The organism is Flagellimonas algicola (genome assembly GCF_005937185.1).
GTDB lineage: Bacteria > Bacteroidota > Bacteroidia > Flavobacteriales > Flavobacteriaceae > Flagellimonas > Flagellimonas algicola.
Genome location: NZ_VCNI01000002.1, coordinates 173,566 through 192,037 on the forward strand (window position 1 = coordinate 173,566; position 18,472 = coordinate 192,037).

An 18,472-nucleotide genomic window follows, 5' to 3' on the forward strand; every position below is an offset into this window, starting at 1 on the left:
TTAGTAAAGCTTTTTATTTAATAGCACTTAAACCCTCTTTTAATTGCATTGTAGCTTCTTGCATCACTCTTTTTTTAACGTGCATTTGCAATTTCATTTTGGTCATGATGGGCCTTATATCTATGGTATAAGGCATCTTTTTCAGCATTAATGCCCCATGAATCAGATTTTGGGCAGTCATTTCAATATTTCTTTGGACGTAAGGACTTAGTCCACCATGTGCTTCAATAAAACTTGCCCCGGGACCGGCATCCCCCACCCAATACACATCCGTATTGGGAGGTATTGTACAACCAAAATGAGCCAGGTTATACAGGGTATTGGCAGCCACATCATGTGCGCCATCTTCATTTCCCGTGACCACCACACCGGCTACAGTATTGTACAATGGAAATTGCGCACCATCGCCCTTGGTTGTGCCATCCAACCGTTCAATGACCATCTGTCCGACAGAACATCGCACGCCCATCCATATGGGCATGGCCATAATAAAGATGTCGCATGCCTTTATTTTTTTCAATATCACAGGCCACTCATCACCATGCCCCATATCATTGATAGCCCCTCCGAATTTGACATTGTAATCTGTTACCCGAAGCATCTCCACCTCCAAATTTTGATGTACATCCTTCAATCGGTCAATTAATATTTGAGCAAGCGCTTCCGTGTTTGAGACTTCTGGCCTGTACTTTATAGTACAGTTTAAAACCAGTGCTTTTAATTTTTCCATTTTAAATTCTTCCTTTTGAAGACTAAACTATTTATATCCGCTAGGGAAAGCAATCGAATTTATTTTGAGATGTACTTCAAACGACACTTTAAAAAAGTTTGGCCCAAAAGCACGGGAAAGTCAAATTGGAAATTCATTACCAAAATTTCCACGTCAATGTGTCTTATCAAGTAAGTTTATAAGACTGTCTATCACAATGGTTATTAAAGTATGTATATATTAGACTTTAGAACTATCCTTTTCTGATTGTGAAAACACTGACCAAATATTGGTTTCTTGAGGGCTTTAGCCTTTTTCGAAAACTTGGTATGCCCGCCATGATGAAAATGTGTGAGCTTTTGGAAATGGAGCACCTTGACAAAGGCAAGGAAATAGCAATCGGAAATCGGGATAAGAAAAGTATTTTTTTCCTTAAAAAAGGCGCGGTCAAGATTCTAAACTCCACTCATAACACTACAAAATATGTTGTTAAAAAGGGAAACATTTTTGGCGAACTTTCGCTTTACGATGAGCAGGCCGCCGCAATGGAAAAAGCCATTACCCTTGAAGAATCCATCATTTGCTATATCCAATCTGATATGATGGAAGAACTGATGGAAAAGCATAAATCCCTAAAAAATGGTGTCTTTAAAGTCTATGGGCTTCGGATTAAAAAACTGGAACGTAGACTGGAGGATTTACTGTACAAGGACAGCAAAACCAGAATAGCCGATTTCATCTATGCGTATGTAAAGGAGTTTGGAGAAGATAAATTGGACCGTATAGAAGCCAAAAACCTCCTATCCCATAAAGATATTGCGAATCTCACCAACACCTCCAGACAGACCGTGAATAACGTTTTGAGCACCTTAAGAAAGGAAAAACGTATAGATTACAATACACGTGAGATAGCTATTTTCAAACCGATGTTAGAAGAGTAAGGATTATACTAGAGGAACTCATTTAACGGTTTTTGTCCAATAAATTTCTTATTGGGGAATTCAATTTCACCCTGTGCTTACAACTAGCAAAATGATTTTAATTACAACCCTATGATTGAAACAAAAAAGCCGAGACAAAACCCTGTCCTAAGCTTTGTTGTGAGGTTAATGGAGTCGAATTCCCGTATTCCAAGGCGCAAGAATGCAACGAAACATACTTGTTTCCTATGTAATTGGGCTTTCATTCGGATTTGTCCAACACTGCTGCGCCAATCTTGTAATTAATGGTCACCCTGGTGCCCTCGCCAGGAATGGAATTTATAAACAAACGTCCATTGATATAGCTGATGCGCTCTTTCATAAAGAAGACTCCCATGCCACCTTCGCTATTCTTTTTGGCTACCTTATCCAAGACCGAAGGATCAAACCCCTTGCCATCATCGTCAATGACCACACTCAAAAGCCCATCAACATGGTTGATGGTCACCAGAATATAATTGGCTTCTGCATATTTGATGGCATTATTGACCGCCTCCTGGGTCACCCGATAAATGTTTGTTTCGGCTAAAGAATCAAAGCGGATGTTATGCTCTGTTTTGTTCTCGTATAAAATGTTTTTTCCGGTAAGCTTGCTCAATTCCACCGTCATTTTTTGAAGTGCCGGGAAGATTCCATGATCCTCCAATTCCGGTGGGGTTAGGTTGAAAGTGGCCGTTCGCACTCCCTTGATCAAATCGGAAGCCAGTGTTTTTAAATAGGCAATTTTCTCTTTGCTTTTATCCTTCTGATCCAGGTTAATGGATTCAATATTAAACTTTAACGCAGTTAACATCTGACCAATTCCGTCATGTATGTCCTTCGCTATCCGCTTTCGTTCCTCTTCCTGTCCCTCCACAATTTGACTGGCCTGCATTTGCTTTTGCTGCATCCGCTCCTCATAGTTTTGTTTGGTGAGCTCCTCAATTTTTAGTTGGTTTCTTTTCCGTTCCGTTATGTCAGAACACAGAATCAGGACGCTTTGTTCCAAACTGGACTGGTGCATGGGTATTATTGACATGTCCAGCCATAAAAATGTACCTTTTTTGGTTTTGATTTCAATTTCTTCGGTTCGAATGCTTTTACGTTTACTGGTTAAAATTTCCCGGAGGTATTGTTGCTGTCCTTCATCTTCCGTCAAGATTTCCGCCAAGGGAAGGTTCACTTGGGTTTCAGTGCGTTCCAACAACCCCAAAAACTTTTTACTGATAAAAACCACAGTTCCATCTCTCCGTGTACTGGCAAAAAGCGCCGCATTATCAATCACAAAATTGAGCTCCTGCAGTTGCTGTAGGGAACGTTCCTTTTCGGCAAAAAGGCGTTTAACTTCGGAAGCTGTATTGTCGGATTTTATCTGACTCCGAATCAACTTTGAAATAGTTTCCCGTATTTGAATGGAAAGTGGTCGAAAGATAAAGACTACCTCCAAAAACAAAATCAACAAGGAAACTGCGAGCAGTCCATATTCCTTTAATTTGAGCTTTTGCAGTTTTTCCTTGCTTTGGGCATCATACTCATTTACAATAGCGTCCATTTTTCCCAAAAAGGCTCGCTCATTGTTCAAAAGCACCTGTAAATGTCCATCGTAAGATGGAGGAATCAGATTAAGGCTGTTAATTTCCCCTAGTATATTTTCTGCGGCTTTGACCATGGCTTCATGGTGGGGATTCAAATCCTCAAAAAGTTTCAGGATGGTCTCATTCATTTCCTTGGGGAGCCCAATACTATCATTGCCGTTTTGGAGTCCATCATGAGAAGTTTTCCAAACAAAGAGGGCATGCTCTAGATCATTTCGGATGCGTTGGTACTCAACCTCATTACCACTGGCATTCTTCAAAAGCATGGCCTCCTTAACCAATTTTTGACTGAATGCCCTTTGGCGTCCCGCCACATTGATAACCCGTGAATCGTTTAATTGCGAATTTAGGTGCTGCTGAATCAGAATTTGCGCCACGATAATGGTCAAGGCTATGGTTGCCAAAGCCAACAAGTACCACTTTCTGACCCTTAAAAAAGTAGCGGTGTCCAGCGCTTGTTGTTGCTTTTGGTTTTCCATGTCCAGAGGTATTAATCTGTTTTTGGCGATTAACCCGAAACCGCTTTGGTGACCAATGCGTGTGCTGTTTTGGAAAACGGCAATTTCAGGGCAGTTTGCTGGCCTTTTTCAGACATTTTTCGCCAAGTTTTTTGCAGGATGTCCACAAGTTTTGCCTCCTCATGCTTTTCGGCAAAAGGCTCAAAATAGTGCTTTAGGAATACCAAACACACCACATCTTCAAGCGTTTGGGTTTCTTCATTTCTTTTTAGTTGTTTTTTCAGAAGTAAAAATTCAACTTGTCCAATGGTCTCCTGATCATAACCCACCTCTTCCAAGATTTCTTTTGCCTTTGCCGCATGGAATTTCTTTAACTCCTGTCGCCATCTCAAGTATCCTTCACGGTTCATTTCGTATTGATCTCGAGGAATTTCCCATCGGCAAATATGCTGGCATCGAGCTGTAAGCTGCAAGGCTTCGGAGGCATCCGGCGCAAAGGCATCAAGGGTCTCTGTCATTCTAAGTGCATAAAGCACTTCCTTGGGGTAGGTTTGTCCCCCAGTAATTTCGGTATTGGGGTCATAGCTGTTCGCCTCATCAAAAAGCCGAAAGGCCTCTGCCAATTTCTCTGTATTTCCCATGTACGCCCGTTATAATTCATTCGGAGAAACCAATATACACAAAGTTCTCCTCAATCTTGATGGGATAAGTGGCAATGGCATTCAGGTTGCCATTGAGATGCTCTCCGGTTTTCAATGAAAAAGTGTTTTTGTGCAGAGGGCAGGCTACTTTAGGGTGTTCTCCTTCCACCCCCACCATTCCTCGTGCCAAAACCATCTCCATTTTATGGGGACATAGGTTTTGGCAGGCATACCATTCCCCTTTCCGTGTAAAATTGAACACCGCTATTTGCTTGTCCTTATATTTTACACAAGCACCCCCATTTTTTGGAAATTTCGATGTTTCGGCTGCTTTGAACCAAACGGTTACTTCTTCAAATTTGGTTGCTTCGTATGTATTTAATTCTGATATCATAATTCAATAGTTTGCAGTTGTCCAAAAGGAAATATTCTCCAAAAACTAGGTCCAGGCTTTGGGCATTTTTTGTCCGCGCATGGGCACATATTCAATATTGCTGTCCTCTTCTTCCGAATTCACAAAATGGGTATACCTGGCTCGGATTTCCGGGGTTTCCACTGCTTCTTTCCACTCACATTTGTAGGTATCGGCATAATGTTGCATTTCCATATCCAACTCTTCTACAATACCCAAAGCGTCATTAATCACCACATTTTTCAGATAGGTAATTCCACCTTCCAATTTTTCCAACCAGGCTGCAGTACGGGTCAACGATGGAGCAGTTTTGATATAAAACATTAAGAAGCGGTCCACATATTTGACGGCAGTTTCCTTGTCCACTTTTTCCGCCAACAATTCAGCGTGTTTTGGATTTGCACCTCCATTCCCGCAGACGTAAACATTCCATCCACCTTCGACTGCGATAAATCCAAAATCCTTACATCTGGCCTCGGCACATTCCCGTATACATCCTGAGACCCCTCCTTTCATCTTATGAGGAGAGCGGATGCCTTTATAGCGGTTTTCAATTTCAATGGCGAAACTGACACTTTCATCCATACCATATCGGCACCAAGTGGAACCTACACAACTTTTAACGGTTCGAAGGGCTTTCCCGTAGGCGTGTCCACTCTCAAAACCTTCCTTGATCAATTCCTCCCAAATCAAGGGAAGTTCATGCAACTGGGCACCGAACATATCGATGCGTTGTCCTCCTGTGATTTTGGTGTACAGGTCATATTTCATTCCGATACGCCCAAGGGCCATGAGCTGTTGTGGGGTAATTTCCCCACCAGCTACCCGCGGCACAACCGAGTATGTCCCGTTTCGCTGGATATTGGCCAAATAGCGATCATTGGAATCTTGAATGGTTTCTTGCCGATTGGCCGTCTCATTATATACGCTGGCAAAAATGGCAGCAACCGCGGGCTTGCACACTTCGCAGCCATCTCCATGACCTACGGTATCAAGAAGTTCATCATAATCTTGAATGTTGCGAAGCTTCACGATATCGTAAAGCTCTTGTCTGGAATAATCAAAGTGCTCACAAATACGGACTTTTACGGTTTTACCCAGGGCTTTTAAGCTCTCCGTCACCAAATCCGCCACCATAGGTTTGCAACCTCCACAACCTGTAGTGGCCTTTGTAGCTTTAGCTACACTTTTGATGCTTTCATGTCCGCCTTCAGTAACGGCACAACAAATGCCTCCCTTGGTAACGGACTCACAGGAACAAACCACGGCTTCATCGGGTAAATCCATCACGTTGCCCATCGCGGCTCCTTCTCCTCCCCTAGCTCCCAAAATCAAATCTTCTGGGTTATCGGGTAAGGGCATTTCATTTTGTTGGAGTTGGAGAAGCATATTGTAATCTGCAGCATCGCCTACCAAAATACCACCCAACAGTTTTTTCCCGTCCTTGGAAACATTGATGCGTTTATAAAGTCCTTGAAGCTTGTTTTCAAAGACGATGGCATGTGCTTCTTCTTCCGTGGTAAAGGGATTTCCAAAACTGGCCACATCTACTCCAATAAGTTTCAATTTGGTTGACATATCAATGTGCTCCGCCATAAAGGTTTCACCTCCCACAATCTGGTCCACAGCCACCTGAGCCATTTCATAACCAGGAGCTACCAAACCATAGATCATGTCTTTATAAAGGGCCACTTCCCCTATAGCAAAAATATTGGGGTCCGAAGTACGCATGGTATTGTCCACCACAATTCCACCTCTTACACCCGTTTCAAGATCGCAGGTTTTGGCAAGTTCATCCCGTGGTCTGATCCCCGCCGAAATAATAAGCATATCCACATTCAACAAGTCTCCTTCGGAGAATTCCATACCTTGGATACTGCCATTTCCCAAAATTTGCTGGGTCGCTTTGTTCAAATGCACTTGGATGCCCAACTCGTTCATTTTGGATTCCAGGGCTTTACTTCCCTCATCATCCAATTGTCTAGGCATTAATCTTGGCGCAAACTCAACCACATGGGGCTCAAGACCCATATCTTTAACGGCTTTTGCTGCCTCCAGTCCTAAAAGACCTCCACCAAGAACCGCCGCTTTACTTCCTTTGATACCAGCGGCATAGCTCATGGTCTCTTCCAAATCCTCAATGGTCCGGTATACAAAAACCCCTTTTTTATCCACCCCCTTAATAGGTGGCACAAAAGGAGCAGATCCTGTGGCCAACACCAGATAATCATACGGGAATAGATTGCCGCTCAAGGTCGTTACGGTTTTGGCATCCCTATCAATGTCCACAACACGTTGACTGGTATAAAGTTCTATATCATGCTCCTCATACCAAGCTTTCGGGGCCAAGGTCAATTGTTCAGCATCCCCATTTTCAAAAAACTCACTGAGATGGACACGATCGTAGGCCACTCTAGGTTCCTCTCCGAAAACAATGAGTTTAAAATCCTTGCTATCCTCATGAGCCACAAACTTCTCGCAAAACTTGTATCCCACCATTCCGTTTCCAATGACCAATATGCTTTTCATAATTGTTTGCTTCAATAAAATTGAAATACAATATTACGTATTATTACGTATTTATTTGATAGATATTTGAGAATAATTACGTATTCTTGTTGTCGAATTGATAAAAGCACCCACTTCATAATCACAATGATGCAATACACAAATACCCCAATAGTTTCCTTAGTCGGCGCAGGACCTGGAGCCATAGACCTCATAACCATAAGGGGTTTGAGAGCCATACGCAAAGCCGATGCCATTTTGTATGATGCCCTTATCGATAAGAGCTTGTTGGATGAGGCTCCAGCCAACATTCCGAAAATATACGTAGGCAAACGTTGTGGAAAACACTATGCAAAACAGGAAGAAATTAATTCCCTCTTGGTCGATTATGCCCTTAATTACGGTCATGTGGTTCGTTTAAAAGGGGGCGACCCTTTTGTTTTTGGAAGGGCTTCTGAAGAAATTGCCCACGTGGAATCCTTTGGTATTCCAGTAACCGTAATTCCAGGAGTTTCCAGCGCCATTGCAGTCCCAGCCAATCAAGGTATCCCATTGACCCAAATGGGAATGGCCAGTAGTTTTTGGGTGATGACCGCTACAAAAAGGGATGGTTCTTTCTCCAAGGATTTGATTTTGGCCTCCAAATCTTCCGCCACCATGGTCATCCTTATGGGAGTTCGGAAATTCCTTGCCATTGCCAATGAAATCAGTAAATACAGAGGAGGATTGACTCCAGTTGCCCTTATCCAAAATGGAACATTGCATCATGAAAGCTGCTCCGTTGACACCCTTGCCAATGCAGAATCCCTTTTTAAATCCGTAGACATTTCGCAACCTGGTATAATAGTGGTTGGACATGTGGCTTCAGAGCATCCTTCATTTTTTGAGGACGAAATTCAACGAGTTTTGCGCTCCGCCATGTAGTATACATATTAAGGAATAGGCATTCATCTACCTCATCCTCCTAGATGTTTGAATACATCTTAAAATTTCAAATTCAACAATTACGGGTCGCTTTTTTTGACAACTTCCAATTTTTGGAATCCAGGAATTCCCATCCGTATAAAAATACCCTTCCTACGTAATATTTATACAATAACTAAGTATTTATACGTAAATAATGTAGTAAGTTTGTTTCAAGAATTAAGTAACGCAATTAAAACTTACGTATTATGAAGTCAATCACAGTAAAAGCGCTTAGCACATTTTTCCTGCTAGCCGCTATGGCCTGCGGAGGAAAAGCTGAGAAGAAATCAAAGGAAACAGCCCAAGCCGACATTCCGGCCAACACATTGGAGATAGAAAAACCCCAGTTGACTTTTGGGTTTATCAAATTAACGGATATGGCCCCCTTGGCCATTGCCAAAGAAAAAGGATTTTTTGAGGATGAAGGCCTGTTTGTCTCAGTAGAGGCCCAATCAAACTGGAAAAATGTATTGGACCGAGTCATAGATGGCCAATTGGACGGGTCGCATATGTTGTCAGGCCAACCTATAGCTGCAGGTGCTGGATTTGGTAGGCAAGCTGAGTTGGTAACGCCTTTTTCCATGGATTTGAATGGAAATGGCATCACCGTTTCCAATGATGTTTGGTCCAAGATGAAACCAAACGTTCCCAAAGGCGCTGATGGAAAACCTGAGCATCCTATTAAAGCAGATGCACTAAAACCTGTGATTTCTGAATATAAAAACAGTGGAAAGCCATTTAAAATGGGTATGGTATTTCCAGTTTCCACACACAATTACGAAATCCGTTATTGGCTGGCCGCCGCAGGTATTCACCCAGGCATGTATACTGCCGATAATGTCCAAGGACAAATTGATGCGGAAGTTCTACTTTCCGTTACCCCTCCCCCACAAATGCCCGCTACTTTAGAAGCCGGTACCATTTATGGCTACTGCGTTGGGGAGCCATGGAACCAGCAAGCTGTTTTTAAAGGCATAGGTGTTCCAGTAACCACCAACTACGACATCTGGAAAAACAATCCGGAGAAAGTATTTGTGATGACAAAGAAATTTGTGGAAGAGAATCCAAATACGGCTGTCGCGGTAACCAAAGCCCTTATTCGCGCAGGAAAATGGCTGGATGTACCTGAAAATCGCGCCGAAGCCGTAAAAATTCTTTCCATGCCGCAATATGTTGGTGCTGACGAAGTGGTTTTGGCTAATTCCATGACTGGGACCTTTGAATTTGAAAAAGGTGACAAACGTTCCATGCCAGACTTTAACGTATTCTATAAGTACAATGCCACCTATCCCTTCTATTCTGACGGCATCTGGTTTTTGACCCAAATGAGAAGGTGGGGCCAGATTCCCGAAGCGAAGCCAGCAGCTTGGTATGAGGAAACCATTAAGGACATCTACAGACCCGACATCTGGAAACAAGCAGCCGAACTCTTGGTTACCGAAGGCCATATTCCAGCTTCTGATATACCTGTCACTGATGGGTACAAACCTGCCACTGCCGATTTCATTGATGGCAATACCTATGATGCAAAAGACCCCATAGGCTACATCAACAGCTTTGAAATTGGAAACAAGGACGATTCCTTGCTTTAAAAAACGGCAAAATTTACAACTATGAAGCAAAGTGTGACCGTAAGCAAAACCCAGGAAATGAAATTGGCCAACGCTGCAAAAGTGGTGCTGTCCAAATTCAAGATCAAGACCCCCAAGTTTGAGGTAAAGACAATCTTGAAGAAGGTAATCGTGCCCCTTGCCTCCATCCTACTATTTATAGGACTATGGCATATGGGCGCTAAGGCCCTGTTTAACGTAGAGGCCGATTTCAAAATTCAAAAAGCATTGACCGATCAAGGACAAGAAGCTGCCGATGCTATGGCTGCATGTATCGCCTCAGGGGATATCAGCTGCCAACCCAACACCCTGCCCTCCCCTGCACAGGTTTGGGAGTCGTTTAATACGTTAATAGCCGACCACAAAGTGATTAGTGCTGATAAATTGGCATTCAAGGAAAAGACCGCAGCTTTAAATGCAAAGCGAATTGCTGAAGGAAAAGAACCGATAACCTACACGGGCAGACCTTCCTTTGTGGATCAAATCTTTACGAGTCTGAAAACAGTTTTTGCCGGATTTGTATTGGCCTTCCTGATTGCCGTTCCCATAGGTGTTGTAATTGGTTTAAGTGAAACGCTACGCAACTCCTTTAACTGGTTGATTCAGGTATTCAAACCTGTATCACCCGTGGTGTGGCTCCTTTTGGTATTTATGATTGTAAAAACCATGACAAAGGACTCCAATTCGGACAGTGCTTTTATCATCTCCTTTATCAGTGTTGGACTCTGCGCCATGTGGGCCACCTTGGTAAACACGGCCTTGGGGGTTTCATCAGTGGACAAAGACTACATCAATGTGGCCAAAGTATTAAAACTAGGGCCTTTGCAGAAGGTCTTCAAGGTGATTTTACCTTCTTCCCTGCCGTTGATTTTTACCGGCTTACGCATCACTCTTTCTGTGGCATGGATGGTGTTGATCGCTATTGAACTGTTGGCACAAAGTCCAGGTCTGGGATCCTTTGTTTGGGAAGAATTCCAGAACGGCGCCAACGATTCCAATTCCAAGATAATCGTAGCGATGTTCATCATCGGTATCATTGGCTTCCTATTGGATCGTATCATGTTGACCATTCAGAATATGGTTTCCTTCAATAAAAATGCAACTGCTTAACACTTGAAGTTATGGCCTATTTGGAACTTAAAAATGTGAACAAAACCTACGGGGAAGGAAAAAACGCCACTGAGGTGTTGACCGATATCAACCTGACCATCGAAGAAGGAGAGTTTGTGGCCATTGTAGGGTTTACAGGAAGTGGAAAGACAACTTTGGTGAATCTCATCAACGGCTTATTGAAACCCACCAGCGGACAGGTCCTTTTTAAAGGGGCACCGGTTATGGACACCTGTCATGAGCGTGGGGTGATTTTTCAAAACTATTCGCTTCTACCCTGGTTGAGCGTGGGGCAAAACGTGGCAATGGCTGTAAAAGAAGCGTTCCCCAATGAGAAAAAGAAATTCATAAAGGAGCGGGTGGCACGGTATGTTGAAATGGTAAACCTGTCCCCCGCGATTAATAAAAGACCCATGGAACTGTCTGGAGGTATGCGACAACGCGTGGCCGTTGCAAGAGCCTTGGCCATGAATCCAGAGATGATCATTATGGATGAACCCTTAGGTGCTCTGGACGCTTTAACACGGGGCAATCTTCAAGATGAAATCCTAAAAATTTGGAGCAAGGACAAACGTACCGCGTTGCTCATCACCAACGATGTGGATGAAGGCATTTATATGGCAGACCGCATAATTCCCTTGCGTCCAGGACCAAAAGCAACCTTGGGACCCGAATTCAGAATTGACATTGATCGCCCAAGGGACAAAACCGAATTGAACGACAATCCGATTTACAAAAAAACCCGCAACGCCATTATTGAATATTTAATGGGAATTGGGGAAGAACGTAAGGCAACAGCGAAAGAAATCTATGAATTGCCCGAACTGGCCCCCAAAAGCTTTGTGGCATAAAAACAATGAGTATGGTAGTTGAAGAAATCAAGGCAAAAGAATCTCACGAGAACGGCATTGCATTTCCCTCCGATAAAATTATGCTGGACTTAAAGGACCTGAAAAAAGTGTATCCCACGCCAAAAGGAGACTATGTGGTATTGGAACATCTCAATCTCCAGATTCTCAAGGAAGAGTTTGTAACCATTATAGGCCATTCCGGGTGTGGAAAAACCACAATGCTATCCATGATTGCGGGGCTCAATCCAATATCAGGCGGTAATATTGCGGTTTTGGGAAATCCCATTAAAGGACCAGGTCCTGATAGGGGCGTCATCTTTCAGTCGCCTAGTTTGATGCCTTGGATGACTGCATTGCAAAATGTGCTGCTGGGCGTTAATCGGGTTTTTCCCCACGCCACCAAAGCGCAGCGCAAGGAAATCGCAAAATACTACCTACATAAAGTAGGACTCGATGGGGCTTTTTACAAGAAGGCCAACGAACTTTCGCAGGGAATGCAGCAACGCGTGGGTATTGCACGGGCCTTCGCCATAAAACCCAAAGTGCTGTTGTTGGATGAACCTTTTGGCATGCTGGATTCACTGACCAGGGGTGAGCTCCAGGACATTCTCATCGAAATTTGGAACAAGGAAAAAATTACAGCGGTTATGATTACGCACGATGTGGATGAAGCCATTTTCTTGGCCGATCGCGTGGTAATGATGACCAGTGGCCCAAGGGCCAAAATTGGGGATATACTCAACATAGATTTTGAGCGTCCCAGAACTCGAAAAGCGGTATTGGAGCATGACGATTACTACAAATACCGCAAACACTTAATTGACTTTTTAGAACACTAAATCGAATAACCCGCTAAAACTTAAAACTATGAAAAGAGGTTACATTGCATTTATCCTAGTTATCCTATCGATTCAATTTGTTACCGCCCAATTCACGCTGGATGGACAGTTCAGACCTCGGGCCGAATATAGAAACGGATTCCAGACTTTAATCCCTGATGCCGCTGACGCAGGTTTCGCCATAAACACCCGTTCCAGATTGAACGCAGCTTATACCACGGAAACCTTTAAGGTTTTTCTAAGCCTGCAAGATGTGTCTGTATGGGGTGAAAATGCACAAATCATTCCAGTAGACTCCAACGATTCATTTTCCATTTTTGAAGCCTGGGCTTCGTTGAAATTAGGTGGTGATTGGTCCACAAAGCTGGGTCGGCAGGTTATATCCTATGACGACCAGCGTTTCTTTGGAGGTTTGGACTGGGCGCAGCAGGGCCGTAATCACGACTTGGCCAAATTGAGCTACAAAGGTGAAAAGTTTGTATTTGACCTAGGCTTGGCGTTCAATCAAGATTTGGACGGAAATGGCGGACCATTGTTCGGTTTCCAAAATCAGGGCACGGCCTATCCCGCCAACAACCCTTTCCAGTACAAAACCATGCAATTTGTTTATCTAAGACAACAGTGGGAACATTTCTCAGGGAGTTTCCTTGCTGTTAATACAGGCTTCCAAAATTTTGACGATGCGGATGTGGCTGATGGCGTGAATAACACCTTTACTTTGGGTACACACCTCAACTATAAAAAAGGAAGTTTTGGTGCGGCTGCAAACGCTTTTATACAAGGAGGGAAGTTTTTCACAGGACTGGATATCAGTGGTGCATACCTTTTAGGTCTTGACCTAAGCTACAAGGCGAGCAGCACAGTTGGTCTGGGATTGGGTGTTGAGCTCATAAGCGGGGACGATGCCTCCACCGCAGGCGAAACAGAGGCATTTTTGCCCACTTTCGGAACCAATCACAAGTTCAACGGATTCATGGATTACTTCTACGTTGGAAACCATGTGAATTCCGCAGGGCTGTTTGATATCCACGCTAGCGCCAACTTCAAGCTGGGTGAAAAATCAAGTTTGTTGGCCAAGGTTCTCAATTTTTCTGGGGAACAGGACCTTCCCAGCGGGGAGACTGCCCTCGGTACGGAAATCGACCTGGTATTTTCCCAACAGTTTAAAGGCTACGCACTGAAAATTGGGTATTCCCACCTGTTTCCTGCTGATGGAATGTATGAGCTTAAAGGGGTGGCCGAAGCCGACGCAGCTGATTCCCAAAATTGGGCATGGGCCATGCTGATCATCAAACCAAAATTCTTTAGCACGGAAAAAAAGGAAAAATAATACCAATACATACACTTTGCTTCGAAGGGGTTGTTCCAATGCAATTGGGGCAGCCCTTCGTTTGGTTTAAGAGGTTGATTTTTATGGATACCTCCTTATGCCGAAATCATGTATTTTTGTGACATGGGTGATACCGTACTTCAGAACACCATAAGCATTGTTTTGGCCGATGACCATTTACTGGTTCGTGATGGGATAAGAGCATTGTTGGAAGAGGAATCCAATCTTGAGGTCATCGGGGAAGTGTCCAATGGATTTGAGGCTCTTGAAATGGTAAAAAGCCATACCCCAGATGTTCTTATTATTGATATCCGTATGCCACAAATGGGTGGAATCGAAGCCGTGGAACAGTTAAATGCAACCAGCGGAACAAAGACCAAATGCATTATTTTATCCATGCACGATTCCGAAGAGTACATCCTAAAATCAGTTCAGGCAGGAGCTGCTGGTTACTTGCTAAAGGATACCGATAAAAATGAATTTATCAAGGCCATACATACTGTACATGAAGGGGGCAAATACTTTAGCGGGGATATCTCAAACGTCCTAGTCAACAACTTACTTCATCCCAATTCCTCAGAAAAAAGTCAACCCAAAAAAGGTAAAGAGACACCCTTTGATTTAACCAACAAGGAGTTAAAAGTGCTACACTTGGTCCTGCAAGGATTTACCAATAAAGAGATCTCAGAGAAACTTCAGAACAGTAAGCGTACCATTGAGACGCATCGGTTTAACCTCATGAAAAAAATGGAGGTCAAGAACTTGATAGACCTATCCAAAAAAGCTACAAAATACAACTTGGTTTAGATTCCAATTCCTCAGTTTTCCGCTCCAATTATTATTGAATTCTGGATTAACCAGCCTCACTTTTATCGTATTATTACTACGTATTTATACGTAAATATCTAATTTGCTATGGTCAAAAAACAACACAAGATTTTTGGTTTTCAATGCAAGCTAAAGAGTCCCATAACACAATATGTTCCTACTGCGGAGTGGGTTGTGGCATTACGGTAACCAAAGATGCCAAGGGGACATTGTCGGTTAAGGGCAACGAGGCCTATCCCGTTAACAAAGGGATGCTTTGTTCAAAAGGAAAAAACCTCAACTACGTGGCCCAAGATACTAGCGACCGTATCCTTCATCCCCAAATGCGATGGAGCAGAAACCACCCTCTACAACAGATTACTTGGGAGACCGCTTTCAAAAGAGCCGCGGCGGTGTTCAAAAGCATCATTGCCAAACATGGCTCCGATAGCGTTGGGTTTTACGTGTCCGGACAGTGCCTTACCGAAGAATACTATTTGGCCAACAAATTGACCAAAGGTTTTATAGGGACCAACAACATAGACACCAATTCACGTCTATGCATGAGTTCTGCCGTGGTTGGTTACAAAAAAATGGTTGGTGAAGATGCGGTCCCCATTGCTTATGAAGACATTGAGCTTGCGGACTGTTTTTTGATTGCAGGGGCCAACCCAGCATGGTGCCATCCTATTTTGTTCAGAAGACTGGAAAAACACAAGGAGGAGAATCCCAACGTAAAAATCATCGTGGTAGATCCCAGAAAAACACAGACTTGTGCGTTAGCTGACCTCCATCTGCAAATCCTCCCTGGCACTGATGTGATTCTTTTCAATGCCATGGCTCGATGGCTGATTGAAAAAAGGAAGATCAATACGGCCTTTATCAAAAAGTACACATCAAATTTTGAGGCTTGCAAGCAAAAGGCTTTTGAACTGAGCCTGAACGAAGCGGCTAAAAAATGTGACATTCCCGTTAATGATATAAAAAAGGCGGCTAAACTCATAGCCAATGCCAAAGGCTTTATCACTATGTGGACGATGGGACTCAACCAGAGTGTCATAGGAGTGGATAAAAATGTGTCCTTGCTCAATCTTTCATTGTTGACCGGACATATTGGAAAACCCGGTTCCGGGCCCTTTTCACTCACCGGGCAGCCCAATGCCATGGGTGGTCGCGAAGTGGGCGGCATGGCCAGTCTATTGGCGGCGCATCGCGATCTAGGTAATGAAAAGCACCGGCAGGAAGTGCAAGAATTTTGGGGAGGGAAGCCTATCAAAAAAGAACCTGGCCTTACGGCCACTGAAATGTTCAATGCGCTTGAAAATGGTTCTTTAAAGGCCATTTGGGTCATCTGCACAAACCCTGTGGTGAGCATGCCCAATGCCCATAAAGTGGAGAGAGCACTCAAAAAAGCCAACTTCGTTGTGGTTCAGGATATTTCCCATAATTCCGAAACCACAAAATATGCGGATTTGCTATTGCCCGCGGCTGGGTGGCTGGAAAAGGAGGGCACCATGACCAATTCGGAACGCCGCATCAGTTATCTACCCCAAGTTATAGACCCCCCAGGCGAAGCCCTACCAGATGCTGAAATTCTATGGCGGTTTGGTCAGGAAATGGGGTATCCTGGTTTTGATTACGCCAATGCCAGCGAAGTATATGACGAATACTGTCTAATGACCAAGGGAACCAATATTGATATTTCCGGGCTTTCTTATGAAAGGCTAAAAACAGAGGGTAGTTTTCAATGGCCCGTACCGCATAAGACCCACAAGGGCACCTCACGGTTGTTTGACGATCATGAATACTACACCGCAAACCAAAAGGCGCATTTTAATGCCCCAAGGAATCTTTTTAACCAGTCCGAACAGACGAACGCCGAATATCCTCTAATCTTGAATACCGGCAGGGTCCGTGACCAATGGCACACCAGAACCAAAACTGGCAAGGTAAAGCGACTACTCACCCATATCCCAACACCTTATCTTGAAATGAATAAGGTTGATGCCTATCTCTTGGGATTAAAAGAAGACGATATTGCGGTAGTGAAAAGTCGCAGGGGCAGTGTACAGGTCAAGGTGAAAATCAATTTTGACATTCGTGAAAAGGTGGTTTTTCTGCCCATGCATTGGGGCAAAATCCTCAATAGCGATTTCAGTAGGGCCAACAACCTCACCAACGATCTTGTTGACCCCATTTCAAAGGAACCTGATTTCAAGTACTGCGCGGTTCAGGTGGAGAAGTATGAAAAACCAAAGCAAAAGATTGTCGTTATTGGGGCCGGAGCGGCGGCCTATCGATTTATACAATCTTACCGGGAAAAGAACACCATAGATGAAGTCCATGTGTTCTCCAAGGAAGCCTATCCTTTTTACAATCGGGTTTTGTTGCCCGAATATGTTAATGAGGAATTGGAATGGGAGGCCTTACAAAAGTTAAAACAGGGGGAATTGGATAAACTCCGCGTCCAACTTTATCCCAGCAATGGTATATCCAAGATTGATACGGAACAAAAACTGGTATGGGACGAACTAGGAAACCAGCACGACTATGATTTATTGGTGATGGCAACTGGCAGCAGGGCCTTTGTGCCCAGTGAAGTGCGGATGGATTTGCCAGGCAGATTTACCATGCGGGAACGGAATGATGCGGATAAGCTCAAACGCTATTTGAAGGAAACAGGATTACCTGCCGCCGAACAGCATGTTGTTATTGTTGGAGGTGGACTTCTAGGATTGGAGCTGGCGGCATCCCTAAAAAAAATTGACATCAATATCAGCATCATCCAACGTGCACCACGACTGATGGAGCGGCAATTGGATCCGGTGGCCAGTCGATTATTGGCTGAAGATGTCAACGAACGTGGAATCAATCTCTATTTTGACAATGAGGTCAGCACGGTTTTTGAAGATGCCTCTGGCAAACATGCTTTACTGGTGAATCTCAAAACGGGCAGAACCATTAACTGCAATGCCATCGTTTATGCCATAGGAACGCGCCCCAACATAGAACTGGCAAAGCAAGCTCAGTTGGAAACCCGTAGGGGTGTATTGGTGGATGCATATCTGAAGACAAGTCATCCCGATGTTTTTGCCCTGGGGGAAATTGCCGAATTTGAGAACTCTCTTTTTGGAATTACCTCGGCTGCAGAGCAACAGGCAGATATAGCCGCCAACTATATTTTAGGGGATTTGGGAAGTATCTATACGGGATCTGTGCTGATGAATATCCTAAAATTTGAAAACCTTGACCTGTGCAGTATTGGTATGGTCAACACACCTAACAATGATGACACGTTTGAAGAAATCATTCTAATGGATGTGCGCAAGCGTTTCTACAAGAAATGTATTGTTAAAGATGACACCCTTAAAGGGGCCATTTTAATGGGGGATAAAAATGAATTTGCCGAATTTAAGAGATTGATTGAAGAGGAAATTGAGCTTTCCGAGAAAAGGGATGAAATTTTACGAGGGGCGCCTAACTCCAAACCTTTAAAAGGTAAGTTGGTCTGCTCGTGCAGTCAAGTTGGTGAAGGGAACATTCAAGAGGCGATTCGCAATGGTTGTACTGAATTCACAAAACTCTGCACCGAAACTGGGGCAGGTCTTGGTTGCGGTAGCTGTAAACCGGAAGTAAAAGCTTTAATGGAGGATGAATTACAAACTGTAAGCTGAGCC

14 protein-coding genes are annotated in these 18,472 nt (G+C 43.7%); 9 read left to right on the plus strand and 5 right to left on the minus strand.

What is annotated here, in order from left to right; translation table 11 throughout:
- Positions 1-13: 13 nt before the first annotated feature.
- Positions 14-730 carry a flavodoxin family protein gene (locus tag FGG15_RS09710; protein ID WP_138835716.1) on the minus strand — a complete coding sequence of 239 codons (717 nt, stop codon included), beginning with the start codon at positions 728-730 and terminating at the stop codon, positions 14-16.
- A 317-nt stretch (positions 731-1,047) separates the two neighbouring features.
- Between FGG15_RS09710 and FGG15_RS09715 the strand changes: the two genes are divergently transcribed.
- The gene (locus tag FGG15_RS09715; protein WP_237561794.1) at positions 1,048-1,650 is read left to right on the plus strand and encodes a Crp/Fnr family transcriptional regulator; all 603 of its coding nucleotides are present in this window, start codon (positions 1,048-1,050) and stop codon (positions 1,648-1,650) included.
- Between the two features lie 241 nt (positions 1,651-1,891).
- On the opposite strand, the gene FGG15_RS09720 is transcribed toward FGG15_RS09715, so the two are convergent.
- Genes FGG15_RS09720 through nirB form a run of 4 tightly spaced genes read right to left on the minus strand, consistent with a single transcriptional unit; the run spans position 1,892 to position 7,303 of the window.
- On the minus strand, positions 1,892-3,742 hold the full coding sequence (locus FGG15_RS09720; RefSeq protein ID WP_138835723.1) for a sensor histidine kinase: 1,851 nt from the start codon (positions 3,740-3,742) through the stop codon (positions 1,892-1,894).
- Between the two features lie 29 nt (positions 3,743-3,771).
- Positions 3,772-4,362 (minus strand): DUF4202 domain-containing protein, encoded by a 591-nt coding sequence (locus FGG15_RS09725; protein WP_138835725.1) that lies wholly within the window; start codon positions 4,360-4,362, stop codon positions 3,772-3,774.
- A gap of 16 nt (positions 4,363-4,378) precedes the next feature.
- Positions 4,379-4,756 carry a nitrite reductase small subunit NirD gene (nirD, locus tag FGG15_RS09730; protein ID WP_138835727.1) on the minus strand — a complete coding sequence of 126 codons (378 nt, stop codon included), beginning with the start codon at positions 4,754-4,756 and terminating at the stop codon, positions 4,379-4,381.
- A gap of 45 nt (positions 4,757-4,801) precedes the next feature.
- Positions 4,802-7,303, minus strand: a complete 2,502-nt coding sequence (gene nirB, locus FGG15_RS09735) for a nitrite reductase large subunit NirB (protein WP_138835730.1) — start codon at positions 7,301-7,303, stop codon at positions 4,802-4,804.
- A gap of 126 nt (positions 7,304-7,429) precedes the next feature.
- Here nirB and cobA point away from each other — a divergent pair, with 126 nt between their 5' ends.
- The 8 genes from cobA (at position 7,430) to FGG15_RS09775 (ending at position 18,469) form a co-directional block, all read left to right on the plus strand.
- Positions 7,430-8,206: a uroporphyrinogen-III C-methyltransferase gene (gene cobA, locus FGG15_RS09740; RefSeq protein WP_237561795.1), complete on the plus strand. Its 777-nt coding sequence runs from the start codon at positions 7,430-7,432 to the stop codon at positions 8,204-8,206.
- A 248-nt stretch (positions 8,207-8,454) separates the two neighbouring features.
- Positions 8,455-9,840 (plus strand): CmpA/NrtA family ABC transporter substrate-binding protein, encoded by a 1,386-nt coding sequence (locus FGG15_RS09745; RefSeq protein WP_138835731.1) that lies wholly within the window; start codon positions 8,455-8,457, stop codon positions 9,838-9,840.
- 21 nt (positions 9,841-9,861) lie between these two features.
- On the plus strand, positions 9,862-10,968 hold the full coding sequence (locus tag FGG15_RS09750; protein ID WP_202619542.1) for an ABC transporter permease: 1,107 nt from the start codon (positions 9,862-9,864) through the stop codon (positions 10,966-10,968).
- Between the two features lie 11 nt (positions 10,969-10,979).
- Positions 10,980-11,819, plus strand: coding sequence for an ABC transporter ATP-binding protein (locus tag FGG15_RS09755; protein ID WP_138835733.1), 840 nt, complete (start codon positions 10,980-10,982; stop codon positions 11,817-11,819).
- Positions 11,820-11,830: 11 nt separating this feature from the next.
- The gene (locus FGG15_RS09760) at positions 11,831-12,658 is read left to right on the plus strand and encodes an ABC transporter ATP-binding protein (protein ID WP_138835735.1); all 828 of its coding nucleotides are present in this window, start codon (positions 11,831-11,833) and stop codon (positions 12,656-12,658) included.
- A 28-nt stretch (positions 12,659-12,686) separates the two neighbouring features.
- Positions 12,687-13,988 carry an alginate export family protein gene (locus FGG15_RS09765; RefSeq protein ID WP_138835737.1) on the plus strand — a complete coding sequence of 434 codons (1,302 nt, stop codon included), beginning with the start codon at positions 12,687-12,689 and terminating at the stop codon, positions 13,986-13,988.
- A 123-nt stretch (positions 13,989-14,111) separates the two neighbouring features.
- Positions 14,112-14,795 carry a response regulator transcription factor gene (locus tag FGG15_RS09770; RefSeq protein WP_138838215.1) on the plus strand — a complete coding sequence of 228 codons (684 nt, stop codon included), beginning with the start codon at positions 14,112-14,114 and terminating at the stop codon, positions 14,793-14,795.
- Positions 14,796-14,938: 143 nt separating this feature from the next.
- Entirely contained in the window at positions 14,939-18,469 is a 3,531-nt protein-coding gene (locus FGG15_RS09775) for a nitrate reductase (protein ID WP_138835739.1), read from the plus strand.
- Positions 18,470-18,472: the final 3 nt, after the last annotated feature.

What these genes read in the sequence shown, in the direction of transcription:
- FGG15_RS09710 (WP_138835716.1), bottom strand. Translation starts at nt 730, where the DNA reads ATGGAAAAATTAAAAGCACTGGTTTTAAACTGTACTATAAAGTACAGG.
- FGG15_RS09715 (WP_237561794.1), top strand. Translation starts at nt 1,048, where the DNA reads ATGATGAAAATGTGTGAGCTTTTGGAAATGGAGCACCTTGACAAAGGC.
- FGG15_RS09720 (WP_138835723.1), bottom strand. Translation starts at nt 3,742, where the DNA reads ATGGAAAACCAAAAGCAACAACAAGCGCTGGACACCGCTACTTTTTTA.
- FGG15_RS09725 (WP_138835725.1), bottom strand. Translation starts at nt 4,362, where the DNA reads ATGGGAAATACAGAGAAATTGGCAGAGGCCTTTCGGCTTTTTGATGAG.
- nirD (WP_138835727.1), bottom strand. Translation starts at nt 4,756, where the DNA reads ATGATATCAGAATTAAATACATACGAAGCAACCAAATTTGAAGAAGTA.
- nirB (WP_138835730.1), bottom strand. Translation starts at nt 7,303, where the DNA reads ATGAAAAGCATATTGGTCATTGGAAACGGAATGGTGGGATACAAGTTT.
- cobA (WP_237561795.1), top strand. Translation starts at nt 7,430, where the DNA reads ATGATGCAATACACAAATACCCCAATAGTTTCCTTAGTCGGCGCAGGA.
- FGG15_RS09745 (WP_138835731.1), top strand. Translation starts at nt 8,455, where the DNA reads ATGAAGTCAATCACAGTAAAAGCGCTTAGCACATTTTTCCTGCTAGCC.
- FGG15_RS09750 (WP_202619542.1), top strand. Translation starts at nt 9,862, where the DNA reads ATGAAGCAAAGTGTGACCGTAAGCAAAACCCAGGAAATGAAATTGGCC.
- FGG15_RS09755 (WP_138835733.1), top strand. Translation starts at nt 10,980, where the DNA reads ATGGCCTATTTGGAACTTAAAAATGTGAACAAAACCTACGGGGAAGGA.
- FGG15_RS09760 (WP_138835735.1), top strand. Translation starts at nt 11,831, where the DNA reads ATGGTAGTTGAAGAAATCAAGGCAAAAGAATCTCACGAGAACGGCATT.
- FGG15_RS09765 (WP_138835737.1), top strand. Translation starts at nt 12,687, where the DNA reads ATGAAAAGAGGTTACATTGCATTTATCCTAGTTATCCTATCGATTCAA.
- FGG15_RS09770 (WP_138838215.1), top strand. Translation starts at nt 14,112, where the DNA reads ATGGGTGATACCGTACTTCAGAACACCATAAGCATTGTTTTGGCCGAT.
- FGG15_RS09775 (WP_138835739.1), top strand. Translation starts at nt 14,939, where the DNA reads ATGCAAGCTAAAGAGTCCCATAACACAATATGTTCCTACTGCGGAGTG.